The organism is Paenibacillus sp. ICGEB2008 (assembly GCF_000307675.1).
Taxonomy (GTDB): domain Bacteria; phylum Bacillota; class Bacilli; order Paenibacillales; family Paenibacillaceae; genus Paenibacillus; species Paenibacillus polymyxa.
The window spans coordinates 80567-97892 of record NZ_AMQU01000027.1; the positions used below are offsets into that span (position 1 = coordinate 80567).

14 protein-coding genes are annotated in these 17326 nt (G+C 46.9%); all 14 read left to right on the forward strand.

What is annotated here, in order from left to right; translation table 11 throughout:
• Nucleotides 1-9 precede the first annotated feature (9 nt).
• The 14 genes from C400_RS0123020 (at nucleotide 10) to C400_RS0123085 (ending at nucleotide 17273) form a co-directional block, all read left to right on the forward strand.
• Nucleotides 10-1026 carry an LLM class flavin-dependent oxidoreductase gene (locus C400_RS0123020; RefSeq protein ID WP_017428373.1) on the forward strand — a complete coding sequence of 339 codons (1017 nt, stop codon included), beginning with the start codon at nucleotides 10-12 and terminating at the stop codon, nucleotides 1024-1026.
• Between the two features lie 54 nt (nucleotides 1027-1080).
• Nucleotides 1081-2238 carry an amidohydrolase gene (locus tag C400_RS0123025; protein WP_017428374.1) on the forward strand — a complete coding sequence of 386 codons (1158 nt, stop codon included), beginning with the start codon at nucleotides 1081-1083 and terminating at the stop codon, nucleotides 2236-2238.
• Between the two features lie 191 nt (nucleotides 2239-2429).
• Nucleotides 2430-3365 carry a hypothetical protein gene (locus tag C400_RS0123030; protein ID WP_017428375.1) on the forward strand — a complete coding sequence of 312 codons (936 nt, stop codon included), beginning with the start codon at nucleotides 2430-2432 and terminating at the stop codon, nucleotides 3363-3365.
• A 219-nt stretch (nucleotides 3366-3584) separates the two neighbouring features.
• Nucleotides 3585-4523, forward strand: coding sequence for an ArsR family transcriptional regulator (locus C400_RS0123035; RefSeq protein WP_016821116.1), 939 nt, complete (start codon nucleotides 3585-3587; stop codon nucleotides 4521-4523).
• A gap of 126 nt (nucleotides 4524-4649) precedes the next feature.
• Nucleotides 4650-5564: a class I SAM-dependent methyltransferase gene (locus tag C400_RS0123040; protein WP_017428376.1), complete on the forward strand. Its 915-nt coding sequence runs from the start codon at nucleotides 4650-4652 to the stop codon at nucleotides 5562-5564.
• Between the two features lie 221 nt (nucleotides 5565-5785).
• Nucleotides 5786-7510: an ABC transporter substrate-binding protein gene (locus C400_RS0123045; RefSeq protein ID WP_017428377.1), complete on the forward strand. Its 1725-nt coding sequence runs from the start codon at nucleotides 5786-5788 to the stop codon at nucleotides 7508-7510.
• 107 nt (nucleotides 7511-7617) lie between these two features.
• Nucleotides 7618-8571 (forward strand): ABC transporter permease, encoded by a 954-nt coding sequence (locus C400_RS0123050; RefSeq protein WP_017428378.1) that lies wholly within the window; start codon nucleotides 7618-7620, stop codon nucleotides 8569-8571.
• 15 nt (nucleotides 8572-8586) lie between these two features.
• A complete protein-coding gene (opp4C, locus tag C400_RS0123055) occupies nucleotides 8587-9513 on the forward strand; it encodes an oligopeptide ABC transporter permease (RefSeq protein ID WP_017428379.1) in 927 nt (308 codons plus the stop codon).
• A gap of 13 nt (nucleotides 9514-9526) precedes the next feature.
• Nucleotides 9527-10510 carry an ABC transporter ATP-binding protein gene (locus C400_RS0123060; protein WP_017428380.1) on the forward strand — a complete coding sequence of 328 codons (984 nt, stop codon included), beginning with the start codon at nucleotides 9527-9529 and terminating at the stop codon, nucleotides 10508-10510.
• A complete protein-coding gene (locus C400_RS0123065; protein ID WP_016821122.1) occupies nucleotides 10503-11471 on the forward strand; it encodes an ABC transporter ATP-binding protein in 969 nt (322 codons plus the stop codon). The genes C400_RS0123060 and C400_RS0123065 overlap by 8 nt, the downstream gene beginning before the upstream one ends.
• A gap of 264 nt (nucleotides 11472-11735) precedes the next feature.
• Nucleotides 11736-12005, forward strand: a complete 270-nt coding sequence (rpsN, locus tag C400_RS0123070) for a 30S ribosomal protein S14 (RefSeq protein ID WP_017428381.1) — start codon at nucleotides 11736-11738, stop codon at nucleotides 12003-12005.
• A 230-nt stretch (nucleotides 12006-12235) separates the two neighbouring features.
• Entirely contained in the window at nucleotides 12236-13228 is a 993-nt protein-coding gene (locus C400_RS0123075) for a cation diffusion facilitator family transporter (RefSeq protein ID WP_016821124.1), read from the forward strand.
• 201 nt (nucleotides 13229-13429) lie between these two features.
• Entirely contained in the window at nucleotides 13430-15346 is a 1917-nt protein-coding gene (locus C400_RS0123080; RefSeq protein WP_017428382.1) for a heparinase II/III domain-containing protein, read from the forward strand.
• 16 nt (nucleotides 15347-15362) lie between these two features.
• Nucleotides 15363-17273, forward strand: a complete 1911-nt coding sequence (locus tag C400_RS0123085) for a hypothetical protein (protein ID WP_017428383.1) — start codon at nucleotides 15363-15365, stop codon at nucleotides 17271-17273.
• Nucleotides 17274-17326 lie beyond the last annotated feature (53 nt).

The window sequence follows — 17326 nt, forward strand, 5'->3', positions numbered from 1 at the left end:
GAGGGAGACATGAGCATTAAAATCGGAGTATTGGATCAAAGCCCTATACACGAGGGTGAAACGGTGGCACAGGCCCTTCGCAACACAATTAAGCTGGCGCAGCGTGTAGAAGAGCTGGGATTCACACGCTTTTGGGTATCAGAACATCATGATTCCGAGCAGGTTGCAGGCTCATCACCAGAGGTGCTTATTTCCCATCTATTAGCACGTACCGAGCGTATTACCATCGGGTCTGGCGGGGTAATGCTTCAGCATTACAGTCCATATAAAGTGGCTGAAAACTTTAATGTGCTAGCCTCTCTTGCACCGGGGCGTGTAGATTTGGGTATCGGACGTGCGCCAGGTGGGTTGCCGAAATCTACACAGGCGTTACAACGTAACGTGCATGATGCGCCTTCTCTTGAAGAGAAAATTGATGAAGTAAGCCGCTATATTCATAATATCCCGATTGAAGAAGGACCGCTGGCCGGATTACAGGCGAATCCGATTCCAGAAATCCCAGCAGAGATTTATGTTTTGGGTACAAGTACAGACAGCGCTGGCATTGCTGCACGTCTGGGGTTACCCTATGTTTTTTCGCAATTTATTAACAGTAGTGAGCAGGTTGCACTGGATTCATTCCGTAAGTATCGGGAGTCTTTCGATTACAGTTATGGGCGTGAACCAAAGGCACTTTTTGCGCTATCGGTTATTGTGGCAGACACTTCCGAGGAAGCAGCGGAGTTGGCAGGTGAGCAGAAGCTGTACAAGATTCATCTGGCCAGTGGCAAAACAGCTACAGTGGGGGCGCTGGAAAGTGCAGAGGAATTCGGTAAGCAATCGGATGAAGAATATACAATTGAAGTTACAGAAGCACAAATTAACAAAGGAAATAAAGACGAAATTTATACTGCGCTGACTGAAATACAAGCGAAGTATCAGGCAGATGAGCTGATTGTAACGACAGGCATACGGGATATCGGCAAGCGTGTGCGCTCATTCGAGTTGTTGCATGAAGCTTTTGCCGGGTTGCCTGTGCAGTCCTAGATACTATTGACATAAAAATTGTAACCAATATGGATTCACGAAGGAGGAATAGGGATGAGTGGATCAACCGGGACGAAGGAGCAGGTTTTGGAGCAGAAATTGGTGGAGATTCGCCGTCATCTGCACCGTTATCCCGAGCTGTCTAACGAGGAGGTTGAAACTACCGCCTATATTCGCCGCCTGCTCAAAGAACAGGATATAACGATTTTGGATGTGCCGCTGCGTACCGGATTGGTAGCGGAAATCGGCGGACAGCAGGAAGGTCCAACGGTTGCGCTTCGTGCAGACATTGATGCACTGCCCATCCAGGAGGAGACGGGATTGCCCTATGCTTCGCTACATCCTGGCAAGATGCATGCCTGTGGGCATGATTTTCATACGGCATCCCTGTTAGGTGCAGCCGCATTGCTGAAGCAGCGGGAGCAAAAGCTGAAAGGGACGGTTCGACTGGTGTTCCAGCCTGCCGAGGAGAAAGCCAAAGGCGCTGCCCAAGTGCTGGACAGCGGTGCGCTGGCAGGGGTGCAGGCCATCTTCGGCCTGCATAACAAACCAGACCTGCCCGTAGGCACGGTCGGTATCAAAGAAGGACCGCTAATGGCAGCGGCAGACGGATTTTGCATTGAGGTGGAGGGCTTGAGCACACATGCGGCAGTTCCGCATGCAGGGATTGACCCCATTGTGGTATCGTCGCATATCATTACGGCACTGCAATCGATTGTGAGCAGGAGCGTTAACCCGCTCGATAGCGCGGTCATCAGTGTCACGAAGCTGCACAGTGGCAATGCTTGGAACATCATCCCAGACCGCGCTCATTTGGACGGAACCATCCGCACATTTGACGAGAATGTTCGAGCCCAGGTGGCTGAACGCTTCGAGCAGGTCGTCAAGGGCGTAGCCGATGCTTTTGGCACGAAAGCGACCATTCGCTGGATCGAGGGTCCGCCACCTGTACTGAACGACGGTAAGTTGGCTGTAATCGCGGTGCAGGCGGCCGAAGCGGTTGGTCTGGAGGTCGTTCGTCCCATACCTTCCTCGGCAAGCGAGGACTTTGGATTTTATCAGAAGAACGTCCCAGGTGTGTTTGTCTTTGTCGGCACTGCGGGAAGCCAGGAATGGCATCATCCTGCCTTTGATCTGGACGAACGCGCGCTGCCGGGAACAGCGAAGCTGCTAGCTTCACTGGCTGAATCGGCGTTGAAATCCATAGAGTAGGAACACAACGCTACTCTATGGATGCTGATCCCCTCTCTATGAAGAGGGGATCTTTTTGTTTGACGGTATATTATTCCAATGATAATATAAAATTGTTATTTAATTCAAAATTGAGAGTGGGTGTAGGTGAGAGATAAACGTTTGTTATTTTGAATGTGCTCGTAAAAATAACAGGTACGGAGGCTGAAAAAATGCCGAAGAAAAAAGGAATGATCATGGCTTCTTTTTCATTGGTAATGGCTGCATCTTTACTGGTTGGCGGAGCTAATGTCGGTTCAGCAGCCTCAGATTATGAAAGCACCTCGAATATAGAAATAACCAGTAATAGCTTGGCTGCCGCTGAAATACCTGCTAGATTTAAGCCTTCGGTAGAATGGGTTTGGAAGAATAGGATAGTCAAAGAAGGCTCGACCAACCGTAAAAATTTGATTTTTGATCAAATTTATGCGGGAAAAGGAACGATAAATTATGTAGTGCGCTGGCAATCCTCTAAAAATATCACTCTTCAGCAACGTAAAGATATGGCTTCCATGCTAAGTCGCCAAATAAATAACTGGAATAAGCAGCTAAAAGGATATGACGGCTGGCCGTATGATTATATTACTGTAAAAATAGTAGGCTGGGCCGTTGCAAATCCGTCGCAGATCCTTAACAAACAATCGAATGAAATCGTTTACACGGATACGATTACCGATGACTTGAGTAAAACAGACCCCAATATTCCGGCAAAACTTCCGGTTGCTCCTAATGCACTGTCGAGATTTGAACATTTTATGGACCCTAACTATACGTATCCGGGGGGACTGGACAAGCGATTTGATATGTACTTATGGGGAACGTCTAATTTTCAGGGTGGAGCCGGTGGTGACTGGGGACAACGTATGCCTGATGATTATATCCTGAGCACCTTGAATTCGGATGAAGTTCAGATCACAGAGCATGAGATGGGGCATGGATTCGGCTTGCCTGATTTCTATGAAGAGCACGAGCGTCCACCTGGCGGGTTCCCTGTGCCTACGATTATGTGGGCCGGAAATTCTCCTAAAATTACGGAGTGGGATACCTGGATGTTGCGTTATACCTGGAGCCAGGTCAAGAAGGACACCTCTCGTTTTCCCACCCGTTAAAAGAAAATGTATGTATTCAAAGGTTGTCTCCTGCGATTTTTGGTGGGAGACAACCTTTTTTTATTTTATAGATAAACAGTTTGACTCGGATGGGACCGGCTTTGGCTTTGCATCAGTATTGTGCCTTCATTTTCGTATGAATGAATCACTAAGAATGAACGGATGTACGATAGTATGTATAATGGACATCAGATATGAAAGAAAAGAGGACAGAAAGCGATGAGTCACGACGTGAATGCTCCTTATGATGTACATGTAGCATATGGACCAGTGTTTGAGCTGCTCAGCAGCTTACACACTTTTATTTGTCGTAAAGCGTATAAGAAGACAGATTTAATAGCATCCAGATGGGCGGACCAAGTGCGTGGAACGCTGTCTCCGAGGCTGTCCGCGTTACTGGAGTCCATGGAAATCAATGCAGACTGGAAAATTATTTATGGACTTGTATGTATGCTTTCTGATCAGGGGGGCGTTGAAGAGGTCGTGGATCGTTTGGAAAGCCAGTCTTTACAGGAACTAAAGCAACAGGCATCAGCCTATGGGATTCCGCTGTCTGACGACATGGAGAACCTCCGTAAACTTGCTTTGCAACTGCTATCCGGCTGGAACGAGGAGTATTTTCGTCACGTGGATACAAGTATCCTTAGCGGCCTGGAACTGGAAGCTGAATGCAGAAAACGGGAGGAGAACGCATATAGCTCTATGGAGCGGGTGGATCGTATAACTAATGGCTTCCGATTCGAGCCTTCCGCTGGACTGACGCAAGTGTTGCTGGTACCGCAATATCATTTTCAGCCGATGAATATTATTTATCGATTTGGGTCACTTTTGTTATGTCATTATTCCGCAGGAGTATATGTTCAGGAGGATGATTTTTTATCACCACAGGAATACCGAATGATTCGAAGTTTGGGAGAGAAGAGCAGGCTCAAGATTTTAAAATATTTGTACCAAAGCCAGTCTCCGCGAACCTTTATTGAGATTGTCCGTCATCTCAAGCTATCCAAGGGAATCACGCATGATCATATATTTAAGCTCCGTGCCGCTGGCTTTATTCATGCACATTTTGATGGCGAAACATTGCTTGGCTACAGTGCACGGCTTACGGCTGTGGATGAGATGCATGGGAGTATCCTTGGTTATATGGAGCGAAGGTAGGTCGCAATATTAATCATTGACAAAATTATTTATTTGTGCTATAATTTACAATTAATATATTGATATTATAATAAGATTCTCCTGGCCAGGGGAATCTTATTTTTGTTTTTATGGGAGGATCAATGTATGAAGCCAAATGAGTCTAGTTTAACTTCCTTAATATCAGCTTTTGGCCGAGCATATCATAGTCAACATGACACACCCAAAATTTTTGATGATTTTATGGCTAAAGATTTAATTTCCCAAAATGAGTTTTCAGATATCAGAGAGAATATGATTAAAGGAATAGCGTTTTTCAATAAAGATATTGCGCAAAGGTTCCAAGATGATCCGGATGAAATTTTAAAATGGATTACACAAGTTCAACTTTCTCCAACGACCTTAGCACGTGCTGCATATTGTGAAAAAGTATTACTTAATGAAGTTAGGTTAGGATTACAGCAGTATGTCATACTAGGGGCCGGGTTAGATACTTTTTGTTTCCGACATCCAGAATTGAAAAATAGCTTAGAAATATTTGAAATGGATCATCCAGCAACACAGGAATCTAAAAAGAAAAGGTTAGCTCATGCAAATTTAAAAATACCGAGCAATCTTCATCTGGTTTCTATGGACTTTGCCCATCCATTTTCGTATTCCAATCTATTGGATGAAGGGTTTGCTAATAAAAAAACATTCTTTAGCCTTCTGGGTGTTTCTTATTATTTAACTAAGGAGGAAATTTCAAGATTAATAAATCATTTGTTTACCAAGGTCCCATCGGGGAGTTCGATCGTTTTTGACTATGCAGATGAAAACCTTTTTAAAGAGAAAGGCATGTCTAATCGAGTTGAAAATATGGTGAAAATGGCTTCAGTAAGTGGTGAACCCATGAAATCATGCTTTGCTTATGATGAAATTGAGGGAATGTTAGAAGCTTCAGATTTACTAATTTATGAACATCTATCCCCGGATACAATAAATAGCCTTTTCTTTGGTGAGAGGGCAGATTATTTGTCCGCATTCGAAACGATTCATTATATCCATGCTATAAAAAAATAATATAACAATAAATAAGAGACAGCCTCTCAATCTACTATTAGGGATTGAGAGGTTTTATTTATATTTGTACAAGAATTCGGATAGATATTGATGAGCAGAGTTTTTATATAAAAAAAATGCAGTTCTCCCTTTACAGAACCCTAATAAATTCCTATAATGAGGTTTATCTTCTTAATCACAACTTGTTCTATCGGAATTTAATCATTTAACTCGGGGGGATTATGTTGAAAAAGGGTATTATTTTACTTAGCAGTCTACTTCTGGCGAGCTCTACCTTGCTGGCAGCTTGCTCTAACGGTGGATCGGAAAGCAACAACAATACTACTGCCCAAAATAATGGGGACACACAGACAACTGCTACAGCGCAGCCATTAACAAGTCTGGTAAAGGCTTCTGATATGTCCAAATTGCCGGAAGTGTCCAAAAAAAGAAACGACACCATTATTGTAGGCCTGACTGACCCGGCCGGAGTATTTACGCCGTATTTTAACCAAAGCGGCTATGACGGCAACGTCATTTCGCAGTTATGGACTCCGCTGGTTACGGTAGATGAGAAGGGACTTCCGCTGCCCAATCTGGCGAAGAGCTGGGATATTTCCAAGGATAATTTAACATATACGTTTCATCTGGTTCCCAATACCCAATTCAGCGATGGCTCACCTTTGACAGCAGAGGATGTCGCATTTACCTGGACGTTAATCTATGACAAAGCCTATCCGGGCGATAGCCAAATCCGAAAGCTGAACATTAAAGGCGGCAAAGCCTATACGGAAGGCAAGGCACAACAAATTGATGGAATTAAGGTAATTGATCCACAGACTATTTCTGTGACATTGGAAAAGCCAAACGCGCTGGCTCTGACTATTCTCGGTGAATATGTATTGTCCAAAGCTTACTACGGCAAGGATTATAAGTTCGGACAGCTGGATTATTTTAAAAATTTGCATGGTAGCCCATTGGGGAATGGGGCATATAAGTTGGAAAAATTCATTCCAGGGCAAGAAGTTCGTCTGGAGGCAAACGATCACTTTTTTAAAGGCAAACCGAAAACGAAACACTTCATATATAAGACAGCGGAAGGCGATGCTTGGCAATTCATCGAAACAGGGGATACCGATTTTGCTTCCTTTACCGCAACGCAAGAAAATATCGACAAGCTGAAAGGACTCGGCTTTTTGAATATTTTGCCTTATACACCGAGCACCTATGGATATTTGCAAGTCAATCTGGAAAATGAAAAGCTGAAGGATAAAAAGGTTCGTCAAGCGTTGACCTATGGATTGGATCGCAAAAGCATTTATGTTGACGCAGCACAGGGAGCAGGGGCGGTCGCCAACATTCCAGCTTCTCCTATATTCTGGTCATACACGACCGATGGAATCAATCCATACAACTATGACCCGGAGCAAGCGAAAAAGCTGCTGGATGAAGCGGGCTGGGTAGAAGGCAGTGATGGCATTCGTGAGAAAAACGGCCAGAAGCTGACCATTCACTTGCTGACCTCCAAACGTCCAGAAACAGACACCTTTATCGCGCTTGCGGCTGAAAACTATAAAGCGATTGGCGTTGACTTGCAACCGGAAATCTTTGCAGACTTTAATGCAATGGTCGCCAAAGTGGAAGGTAAAGATTATGATCTCGCCGCCTTCTCGACAGCCATGCTGACAGACCCATCTGATGGAATCGAGCCGTTCGTCAATGGTGAAATCAAGGGATATAACAATCCGAAGCTCAAAGAGCTCTATGAAAAAGGTTTGGCTACGACGAATATGGAAGAGCGTAAGAAAATATATAAGGAATTATATGTACTGCTAAATGATGAACTACCCGTTATTTTCACCAACTACAAGAAGACTGTATATGCTTACAATGGTCGAATGGAACATGTAAAGGTCAGCCCATTCATTGGTTTGTCTGGTAATCTGTTCGAGTGGTCCCTTAAATAAGCCACCTTTGCGGGCCCCTTGTGAAGAACTTCAGGTTCGGATCAAGGGGTCCGCCAAATGGAGGACGCGTAATGAGTAGCCCGACCATGAATTGAAAGGAGTCTGTCATGAGCTCGTTTTTAACGAAAAGACTGACGTACATGATTATTATTTTGTTGGCCGCTTCGATGATGATTTTTTTTCTGTATGCCATGACACCGGGAGATTTCATTAGCGGTAATCTGAAGCTGTCGCCGGAGAGAAAAGCGGAGCTGAGGGAAATTTACGGGTTGAATAAGCCTATTCTTGAGCGCTACGGAAACTGGCTAGGCAATGCGCTGCATGGTAATTTCGGCTATTCGCTCGCTCAACAGAAACCGGTGCTGACCTTATTTAATGAATATATCTGGAATTCATTCTTGTTGGCCATTGTATCCACCTTCCTGACCTGGCTGATTGCAGTCATTATTGGTGTGGTTGCTGCTTACAAGCAGTATTCATGGTTCGATACACTGGTCATGGTGGTGATTTTTGCCGCGATGTCTGTACCCTCTTTTTTTATAGGGCTGTATCTGATCAAAATTGCGGCGGTCGATCTGAAGTGGCTGCCACCGGGCGGGATGCTCAATACGGGCAGTAACGCTACAGGCATAGAGTATGTGAAGGAGGTTCTCCAGCACATGACCTTGCCGGTGATCGTGATGACACTACTGGGATTGGGTTCGCTGACCCGCTACTTCCGCAGCAATATGATCGACGTGATCCAGCAAGATTATATCCGTACAGCTCGTGCAAAGGGTCTAAAGGAAAGAAAGGTGCTTTTTACACACGCATTGAGAAATGCATTATTGCCTGCCATTACGCTCGTTGGCTTTGAATTGCCTGCGTTGTTTGGCGGATCTCTGATTATCGAAAAGATTTTTAACTGGCCCGGGATCGGTCAGCTGTATATGCTATCCTTTTCGCTTCGGGATTATCCGCTGCTTATGGGCTTCACGATGCTGATTGCCATATTGAGCGTGATCGGGACGCTGTTGTCCGATATTTTGTATCGCATCGCAGACCCGCGTGTGAAAGTGTAAGAAGGGGGCTAAGGAATGTCATCCGTGAGCAGTAATTTGAGCAAGAGCAACGGCAGACTGCGAATAAATGTCAAATCTTCAATGTGGCAGCAAGCGCTCCGGCAGCTGTTCAGAAACAAGCTTGCTATGGCTGGACTGCTCGTCGTGGTATTTATGTTTTTGCTCTGTTTTATCGGTCCGTTATTTTCTCCTTATTCCGATAACAAAACGAACATATTAATAATGAACAAGGCGCCGAATATCCATCACTGGCTAGGAACAGACAAGCTGGGACGGGATGTGCTGACACGTGTGATGCAGGCAGGTCAAATTTCTCTTACTGTGGGTTTGGCTTCTATGGTGTTGTCTGTTTTTTTAGGAGCAACGCTAGGGGTTATATCCGCCTATTTTCGCGGAATTGCGGATCAAATCATTATGCGCATTGCCGATTTGCTGCTGACGATACCCAGTTTACCATTGCTATTTATTATGGGGGCGCTGTTATCTGACTGGAAGGTTCCGCCTGATCAACGGATGTATATCGTCATGTTGATGCTGAGTCTAGTCAACTGGCCGGGGATTGCACGGATGGTGAGAGGTCAGATGCTTAGTTTACGGGAACGTGAATTTATGCAAGCCGCGACGGTGCTAGGACTATCGAATCGCCGAAAGCTCTTTAAGCATCTGCTGCCGAATATTTTGCCATTGCTGATCGTTATCGCTACATTGAACATTGGCGGAGCCATCCTGAGTGAATCTGTACTCAGCTTCTTTGGTCTTGGCGTGCTGCCCACGACACCAACTTGGGGAAATATGATTGATGCCGCCAACAATGTGCTGGATTTTCAGCAACGACCTTGGTTGTGGATACCGCCAGGCCTGTCTATTTTTGCTACAGTCATCGCTATTAATATTTTTGGTGACGGGCTGCGGGATGTACTCGACCCGAAACATAAGAGGTAGGTGATCATGCACCATGGACAATTTACTTTCTATTGAACATTTAAGCACTCATTTTTATACAGAAGAAGGAACGGTCAAAGCGGTGGATGATATCAGCTTTCGCGTGAAGCCGGGGGAGACGGTATGCATTGTGGGTGAATCGGGCTGCGGCAAAAGTATTACCGCCATGTCGATCATGGGGCTGATTCAGAGTCCCGGTGGTAAAGTGGCAGGTGGAAGTATCCGTTTTGAGGAAACCGATCTGCTAGAGCTTAGTAGAAATGAGATGCGCACGATTCGCGGACATGAAATCTCCATGATTTTTCAGGAGCCGATGTCTTCATTAAATCCGGTTATGACCATTGGTGAACAACTGTCGGAGCCACTGATTGAGCACTTAAAGATGGGCCGAAAGCAAGCTCGCAAGCGGGCACTGGAGTTGGTTAAACAGGTCGGTATATCCCGACCGGAGCAGATATTAAAAAGCTATCCCCATGAACTGAGCGGAGGGATGCTGCAGCGCATTATGATTGCCATTGCTGTTTCTTGCGGACCCAAGCTGCTTATTGCGGATGAGCCGACCACGGCACTGGATGTAACAATTCAGGCACAGATTCTCGACATGCTGCGCGAATTTAAAGCCCAATCCAATATGTCGCTCATGCTAATCACCCATGATCTGGGTGTTGTTGCGGAGATGGCAGATTATGTAATCGTGATGTATGCAGGCAAGATCGTCGAGGAAGGCGAAGTCGTGCAGCTATTCAATCACCCCAAGCATCCCTATACACAGGGTTTGCTCAAGTCCAAACCGGTGCTTAATCAGCGCCAAAAGGAGCTGTATTCCATCCCCGGACAGGTACCTAATCCACTGGAGCTGACGACTTCTTGTTATTTTCATGACCGCTGCGGGCATTGCATGGACATTTGTCGTGTAAAGGAGCCTACATTAAAAGAAGTTTCAGCTCAGCAGAAAGCATCCTGCTGGTTATATGAGGAGGCGGTTGTTTATGGCTGAGCCGTTGTTGGAAATAGACCGTTTAAAAACATACTTCCCGGTGAAGTCCGGTTTTATGAATCGTACCACAGGGCACGTGCGGGCAGTAGACGATATAAGCTTTACGATCCGTCAGGGTGAAACCTTTGGTCTGGTGGGGGAATCGGGGAGCGGTAAAAGCACGGTGGGCCGCACAATTGTCAGATTGACGGATAAAACAGATGGTACCGTAAAATACAAAGGGGTGGATCTCCACAGCTTGTCGGCCAAAGGGATGCAGGAACTTCGTCCTAAAATTCAGCTGATCTTTCAAGACCCGTACAGCTCGCTGAATCCGCGTGTACGGATCGGAGATGCCATTGGTGAGGCGCTGCTCGACCACGGTATAGCTACCAAAGAGGAGGTCCGGCAGATCGTGCTGGACGTACTTAAGCTGTGCGGATTGTCGGAATATCATATCGACCGTTTCCCGCATGAATTTTCGGGAGGTCAGCGTCAACGGATTGGCATTGCCCGCGCGCTGGCGCTTCAACCGGATCTGATCATCGCTGATGAGCCGGTGTCGGCGCTGGATGTGTCCATACAGGCGCAGATTATTAACCTTTTTGCCAAATTGCAGGCCGAGCGGGGTCTGACATATTTGTTCATCTCCCACGATTTGAGCGTAGTTGAACATTTATGTTCTCGTATTGGCGTGATGTACCTAGGCTCTATGGTCGAAACAGCTTCGCGTGACGAGTTATTCGGCAATCCGCTGCATCCGTATACGAAGGCGTTGCTGTCGGCTGTGCCTATACCAGTGCCGAAGCTAAAAAGAGAACGTATTTTGCTCAAAGGGGATATTCCAAGTCCGGTGAATCCGCCTTCGGGCTGCAAGTTTCATACGCGCTGCCCCTTTGCAATCGACCGCTGTTCTCAAGAGATTCCATTCTATCGTGAAGCTCGCCCAGATCACTGGGTGGCTTGCCATTTGGCTGAATGAACGAAGTTAACTCAGCAAGTTTTGTGCCGTTGTCACGGCAGACCGTTCACCGCAATGAAACGGTTCTGCTAGAGCAACGGCTTTTTGCTGTATAGTGTTTTGAAATGTTTGAGTTGACAATCTACTTGAAGCAGAGGTATATTAAACATTAATCGTAATTATTACTATTAAAACGCAAAAGCATGTCCATATTTGTGTCCTTCCGTCCCGCGATCGCGATGGGGAACCTTTATGATTGGCATATATAACAAGGAGGAGCTTTACATGGCCAAGAAGTCGAAAATCGTAAAAGAGAAGAAACGTCAGGAAATTGTAGCGAAATATGCGGATTTGAGACGTGAATTAAAAGCAAAAGGGGACTATGAAGCTTTGCAAAAGCTTCCTCGGGACTCATCCCCAACCCGCTTGAAAAACCGTTGCGAGCTGACAGGCAGACCGAGAGGATACCTGCGCAAATTCAAGCTGTCCCGAATTGCGTTCCGCGAGCTGGCCCATAAAGGCCAAATTCCAGGTATTACGAAATCTAGCTGGTAATTTAGAAACCGATTAATTGTTTGTATGTTTATCTGATAGCGGGTTGTAACGAGAATGCTTCATGCCAGTAGGGTGGCGTGGAGCATTCTTTTTCGAAGGAATATATTATCATTTGTATTGATTCTCCTCAGTTGGTTAGGTAGAATATGGACGGGTTAAAAATAATACATAACAAGCGATTACATAATGTGGATATGTCAGATTATGTATGCCTCAGGAGGAGCTACAAGATGGAAGTGAAACAGAGAGAGGACTCCTTTTGGAGTATGGTCAAAAAAGGAAATAAATCTTCAGGCTCGGCAGCGTTGGGTAATACCGGCATTGCCCTGATTAAGGGGATTGCTTTTGCCTTGACAGGCAGTGGCTCTATGTTTGCTACGATGATGCATTCCATTGCGGATGCAGTGAACCAAATGTTTGTATTTGCGGGCAGTGTATTGGCAGAGAAAAAACCTACGAAACGGTTTCCTACTGGCTTTGGACGGGTAATTAATCTTTTTTGTATGGTTGCTGTTATTGTCGTAACGATTATGGCCTACGAAACTGCATTGGAAGGAATTCATTTGCTACAGCATCCGGCTGAATCTGCACAAGGATTTTGGATTAATGTAGTGGTGCTGGTTTTGTCATTGGCGGTTGACGGATTTGTATGGAGCAAAGCGATGAAAGAAGTGCTGCATGAATCCAGAGTGGAAGCGAAGGGGCTAAGTATTTTTACTTCTGCCTTTCGTCATGTGGGACGTGCTGCGCCACCAACCCGTTTGGTATTCTATGAGGATTTGGTTGCAACGACAGGTGGGGTACTCGCCCTGCTAGCTGTAGTGGTCACATCGCTGACAGATTTTAAGTTGCTGGACGGAATTTCGAGTATTCTCATCGGCTGTCTGATGGTCGGTGTAGCGTTCCGGGTCGGTTATGACAACATGGTGGGCTTGATTGGTGTATCAGCACCTCCCGATATCGAAGAACGTGTGGCTTCCATTATCCTGGCAGATACACATGTGACCGATATTTCTCAAATGCGTATTTTGCAGGAGGGGCGTTACTATCACGTCGAAGGGGTGATCGAGCTTACTTCGGGCATGACGCTGGCTGATGCTGATGATATCAAATTTAGAGTCGAGGATGCTCTGCTGCGTGATCCTAATATTTCAGATGCCGCATTGGGGATTCTAGAGGATGACGGGATTAGAAACTGGAAACAAGAGAAGCCTAAAGCTTAGAAAAATGGACCAAAGCGAATCTGGACGGAGCTTAAGAACGTAAATAAGAACCTTCATGACCACGACAACGTGGCGTGGAGGTTCTTTTATATTTTTCCAATTGTATTCCTACCCCTTTGAATTTAGGCTGATTGTTAGATACAATGAAAGCGTTAACAAAAAGAGGGTGAAACGAATGCTTCTCATGGGGAGGAAATGCGAATGAGTCTTCTGAAGGAGGCTTGGCCTGCTTCGCGGCTCGTCAACGCGCTGGCTGGCGGAGTGCAGGGTTCAGCAAGACAACGGTTAAGGAGCAATTGGACCCAAAGGCTACGGGCAACTGTCGATAAACCGGCATTCGCCGAGCTTTGGAAGGACATCGAACGCATCTGCAATGATGTTCGGGAAGCGCCTTGGCCTGAACTACCATTGTCTCTGTTCCGGCAATTTGCTAATACAGGGGAGCGCAAGCCGTATGAGGATGTATACTTCGAACGGCGCGGACGACTAGTTGCTATCGTGCTGGCAGCTGTTGCCGATCCGGTGCCTCGGAAGATGAAAGAGGTGGAAAGCGGACTGCTGGACATATGCAGCGAGTACACTTGGGCGCTTCCTGCACATGTCAACGAAGAGGACACTGTAACACCGCCTTGGCAGCAGGTGGATTTATTCGCGTCCGAAACAGCGCAAATGCTGGTTGAAATTTTATTGCTGCTTGGAGAAAAGCTGGCTGATCACGTAGTCGTTCAGGTGCACAAAGAGGTTGAGCGCCGTGTACTGGAACCTGTTTTTTGGCAGCCTCATCATTATGATTGGGAAACGGCAGAGCATAACTGGTCGGCAGTATGCGCTTCGGGTTGCGGAATTGCTGCATTGCTGCTGGCAAAAGACGACTTTTCCAAAGCGGTAGCCATCGAGCGTATGCTGGGCGCACTGGATTGTTTTTTGGCAGGCTACAGAGAGGACGGGGGATGTCCCGAAGGCGTAAGTTATTGGGTGTATGGCTTTGGGTACTTTATATATTTTGCCGATATGCTGCGTGAGTTTACCGAGGGAGCTGTGGATATTTTGAACTCGGAAAAGGTAAGGCAAATCGCAGCCTTCGCAGAACGGGTCCATTTGTCGGACGGTATTTTCGCTAATTATTCAGATAGTAGTGAAACTGAACGGTTACCTTCCGGACTCATCTCCTATGTGAATTTTTTGCAAGGACGTCCATCTACACTCCCTTTTCGCGTACCTGGTTTGTTGGAAGATCCGTGTCGCCGCTGGCCTCATGTATTGCGTAACCTAGTCTGGACGAACCCCTTGGTGTATGGATGCGGAGAAGCCGTAATCGATTATTTGCCGCAACTCGGCTGGTTGATGTGCCGTAGCCTCAGATCTAGTCATCATGGATCTGGGGGGCAGCAGGATCATTCAGATGCCGTACTTGCTTTTTCAGCCAAGGGTGGGCATAACAATGAGCCGCACAATCATAATGATCTTGGACATTTCATCCTTCATGGCGGCGGCGAAAATCTACTCTGTGATCTGGGAGCAGGCTTGTACACGAAAGCCTATTTTTCGCCCGGACGGGAGTCGATTATCAATATTTCCTCCAGCGGCCATTCCGTGCCTATCATCAATGGGACCGCGCAGCAATCCGGAGCAAAGGCAAGGGCGGTTGTGCTGGATGTTGCTATGGATGAGCAGGAGGGAGCACAGACAGTCACAAGCTTTAAGCTCGACTTGACATCTGCTTATGCTGTTGATGAAATGGCAGTTTTCACCCGTTCCTTTGCCTGGAGTGTACTGGAGGGAAACGAGGGAGCAAGGCTTACTGTCACAGATCATTTTGAGTTTGAAACGTCTGGTATGAACGTGAAGCCGTGGGATGTGGAGGAGCTTTTGATCAGCCGTATTCAGCCTAATACAGGAGCAGGCTTCGTGGAATGGAAGGGAACGAATGCAGTGGCTAGGCTAAATTATGATGCTGGCGCGCTGAGGCAGAGGCTGGAGGCCGTGAAGCATATAGATCATGACGGAGTGCCCTTTGTATTTTATAAGACATCACTGCAACTGGATTCCAATCGCTGGAACGGCTCAGCAAGTGTCGATTGCAATCTATTTTTTACCATACATCAATCTTCATGTTGAATGGGAGGCATACAGAATGAATAAGCTTCAAACAGGCAGCGTATACCCTTGGCAGACGGAACTGGAGAGATTTATACAACAGGTGGAAAGCGCACCAAACCGAGAAAATGATGGATGGGCACACGAGCGTAAGCTGGCTGTGCTGGAAAAGCTGGTTCGTGCATATGCCTTGTATCAAGATGAAAACGGAGCTATCATTGACCCTCATTCTGAAAGTGAACGGTATTACTCCACCCCATCCTATGCGTTGGCTGCGGCTGTGCTGGTCAAAGAAGGCCGGCATGATTTACTCGAATCTGCTGCTGCGGCCTTGACGCATAGCATAGCCTGTGTAGTGGACGAAAAAGCGCCGGATCATCACCCGGACTTTTTTCCAATTATGATGATGGGGGCGTATCGTATCCTTAAAAATCTGCTGCCAGAGCAAGCCACGGCTTGGAAGCAGCAGTTGAGCAGGATTCAACCTGAGCAGACTTACATTTTTACGATGAGCAAAATGAAAAATCCAAACCGGATGATCAACTGGAACGCGATCATGATTTCCGGCGAGTTTTTGCGTGCCACTGAAGGGATTGCAGCCGACTCTGAGTGGATGGAGACGTATATCCGCAACTACCATTTACCTCGTTTTACCGGTTTGGGGCTGTATCAAGATGGTCCGCTGGATCGGCCCAATAGCCCATTCGCCTACGATATTGTCACACGGTTTCATCTGGGCGTGATGTTGGAGAGCGGATATAATGGCGGCTGTGCTCTCGAAGTGCGTGACTACCTTCGCAGAGGAGCACTTAGCTCATTGCTGACTTTATCCCCACATGGGGAAATTCCTCCGCGTGGAAGAAGCGCGCAGCACCAATGGAACGAAGCGGCTGCGGCTTTTGTTTTTACAACACATGCTCAGCAGGCGTATACAGCAGGCGAGCATGGGCTTGCAGGTGCATTTCGACGGGCAGCAGATCTATGCTGGCAATCCATTAGCCGATGGCAGACCGATGATGGCAAGCTGCATATCGTTCGCAACCATTATTCGTCTGAGGCACGCCATGGCTTTGAGGTGTACTCGAATCATACCTGCTACAGTCTGTGGACGGCAGCGGTGCTGGCCCATACCCTCCTACATGGGAAGGAGATTGATCGTATTCCTCCGACCTCTATCCCGGCGGAGATCGGCAGTCGGGTGTTGGCAACGGACGGCTGGTTTCAGACCGTCATTGCAGCTGTAGACGGGCAGCAAATGCTTGTGCAGACCTCAATCAACGATCCGTACAATATTCCAGGCATCGTACGTATTCAACGTTCTGCGCTGCCGTCTCTGATCGGCCCATCCTCAGCAGGACACGCAGATCGCGGCTTTACGGGTTTCGCGGAGGGAGATATTTTTCCGCTGAGCTATACACCAGCCTGGCAAACCGAAGACGGAAAATGGCACAGCTTGTCAGAAGGAATCCCCGGTACATTGGAATTCGATCGTGATGGAGGGATTGATCCGCAGGATGGCGGAGGAAACGTACAGATGGAGCGCAGCTCAGCGTCTGATGGAGAGACAGATTTCACTCTGCTGTGGGAAGGTCCATTCCCGGGGGTGAGGGAAATCCGAACGCATTATCGTCAGGTGCCCGGCAAAATTGAAGTGTCGTATGAGCTTCAGGGCAATATTCAGAATGTGGGAGCACTTATTCCATTGATGGCGTATGACGGTCGGGAACGAAGTGTGATTCATCATGTGATGGCAGCCGGGGAAGAAACCGAAAGCATTCGCGTAGAATACGCAGGCGCAAGCCTTGAAGTTATCCCCACGACGGAAGGAACAAACGTCGTATGGCCGGATGAATTGACTGCCGTAGCCTGCCGAAATGGTTTACTTAAGGGAGCGCGTCTAGAGTGTGGCGGCAGTCGCATTTCCTTTATCATTCGGTTACCTGAATAGATAGTTCGGGAGCCATAGTTATCTTCAATCATGTGGAAAGGGAGAGGGAAAAA

What these genes read in the sequence shown, in the direction of transcription:
- opp4C (WP_017428379.1), top strand. Translation starts at nt 8,587, where the DNA reads ATGTCATCCGTGAGCAGTAATTTGAGCAAGAGCAACGGCAGACTGCGA.
- C400_RS0123085 (WP_017428383.1), top strand. Translation starts at nt 15,363, where the DNA reads ATGAATAAGCTTCAAACAGGCAGCGTATACCCTTGGCAGACGGAACTG.
- C400_RS0123065 (WP_016821122.1), top strand. Translation starts at nt 10,503, where the DNA reads ATGGCTGAGCCGTTGTTGGAAATAGACCGTTTAAAAACATACTTCCCG.
- C400_RS0123075 (WP_016821124.1), top strand. Translation starts at nt 12,236, where the DNA reads ATGGAAGTGAAACAGAGAGAGGACTCCTTTTGGAGTATGGTCAAAAAA.
- C400_RS0123025 (WP_017428374.1), top strand. Translation starts at nt 1,081, where the DNA reads ATGAGTGGATCAACCGGGACGAAGGAGCAGGTTTTGGAGCAGAAATTG.
- C400_RS0123080 (WP_017428382.1), top strand. Translation starts at nt 13,430, where the DNA reads ATGAGTCTTCTGAAGGAGGCTTGGCCTGCTTCGCGGCTCGTCAACGCG.
- C400_RS0123020 (WP_017428373.1), top strand. Translation starts at nt 10, where the DNA reads ATGAGCATTAAAATCGGAGTATTGGATCAAAGCCCTATACACGAGGGT.
- C400_RS0123040 (WP_017428376.1), top strand. Translation starts at nt 4,650, where the DNA reads ATGAAGCCAAATGAGTCTAGTTTAACTTCCTTAATATCAGCTTTTGGC.
- C400_RS0123050 (WP_017428378.1), top strand. Translation starts at nt 7,618, where the DNA reads ATGAGCTCGTTTTTAACGAAAAGACTGACGTACATGATTATTATTTTG.
- C400_RS0123030 (WP_017428375.1), top strand. Translation starts at nt 2,430, where the DNA reads ATGCCGAAGAAAAAAGGAATGATCATGGCTTCTTTTTCATTGGTAATG.
- C400_RS0123045 (WP_017428377.1), top strand. Translation starts at nt 5,786, where the DNA reads ATGTTGAAAAAGGGTATTATTTTACTTAGCAGTCTACTTCTGGCGAGC.
- C400_RS0123060 (WP_017428380.1), top strand. Translation starts at nt 9,527, where the DNA reads ATGGACAATTTACTTTCTATTGAACATTTAAGCACTCATTTTTATACA.
- rpsN (WP_017428381.1), top strand. Translation starts at nt 11,736, where the DNA reads ATGGCCAAGAAGTCGAAAATCGTAAAAGAGAAGAAACGTCAGGAAATT.
- C400_RS0123035 (WP_016821116.1), top strand. Translation starts at nt 3,585, where the DNA reads ATGAGTCACGACGTGAATGCTCCTTATGATGTACATGTAGCATATGGA.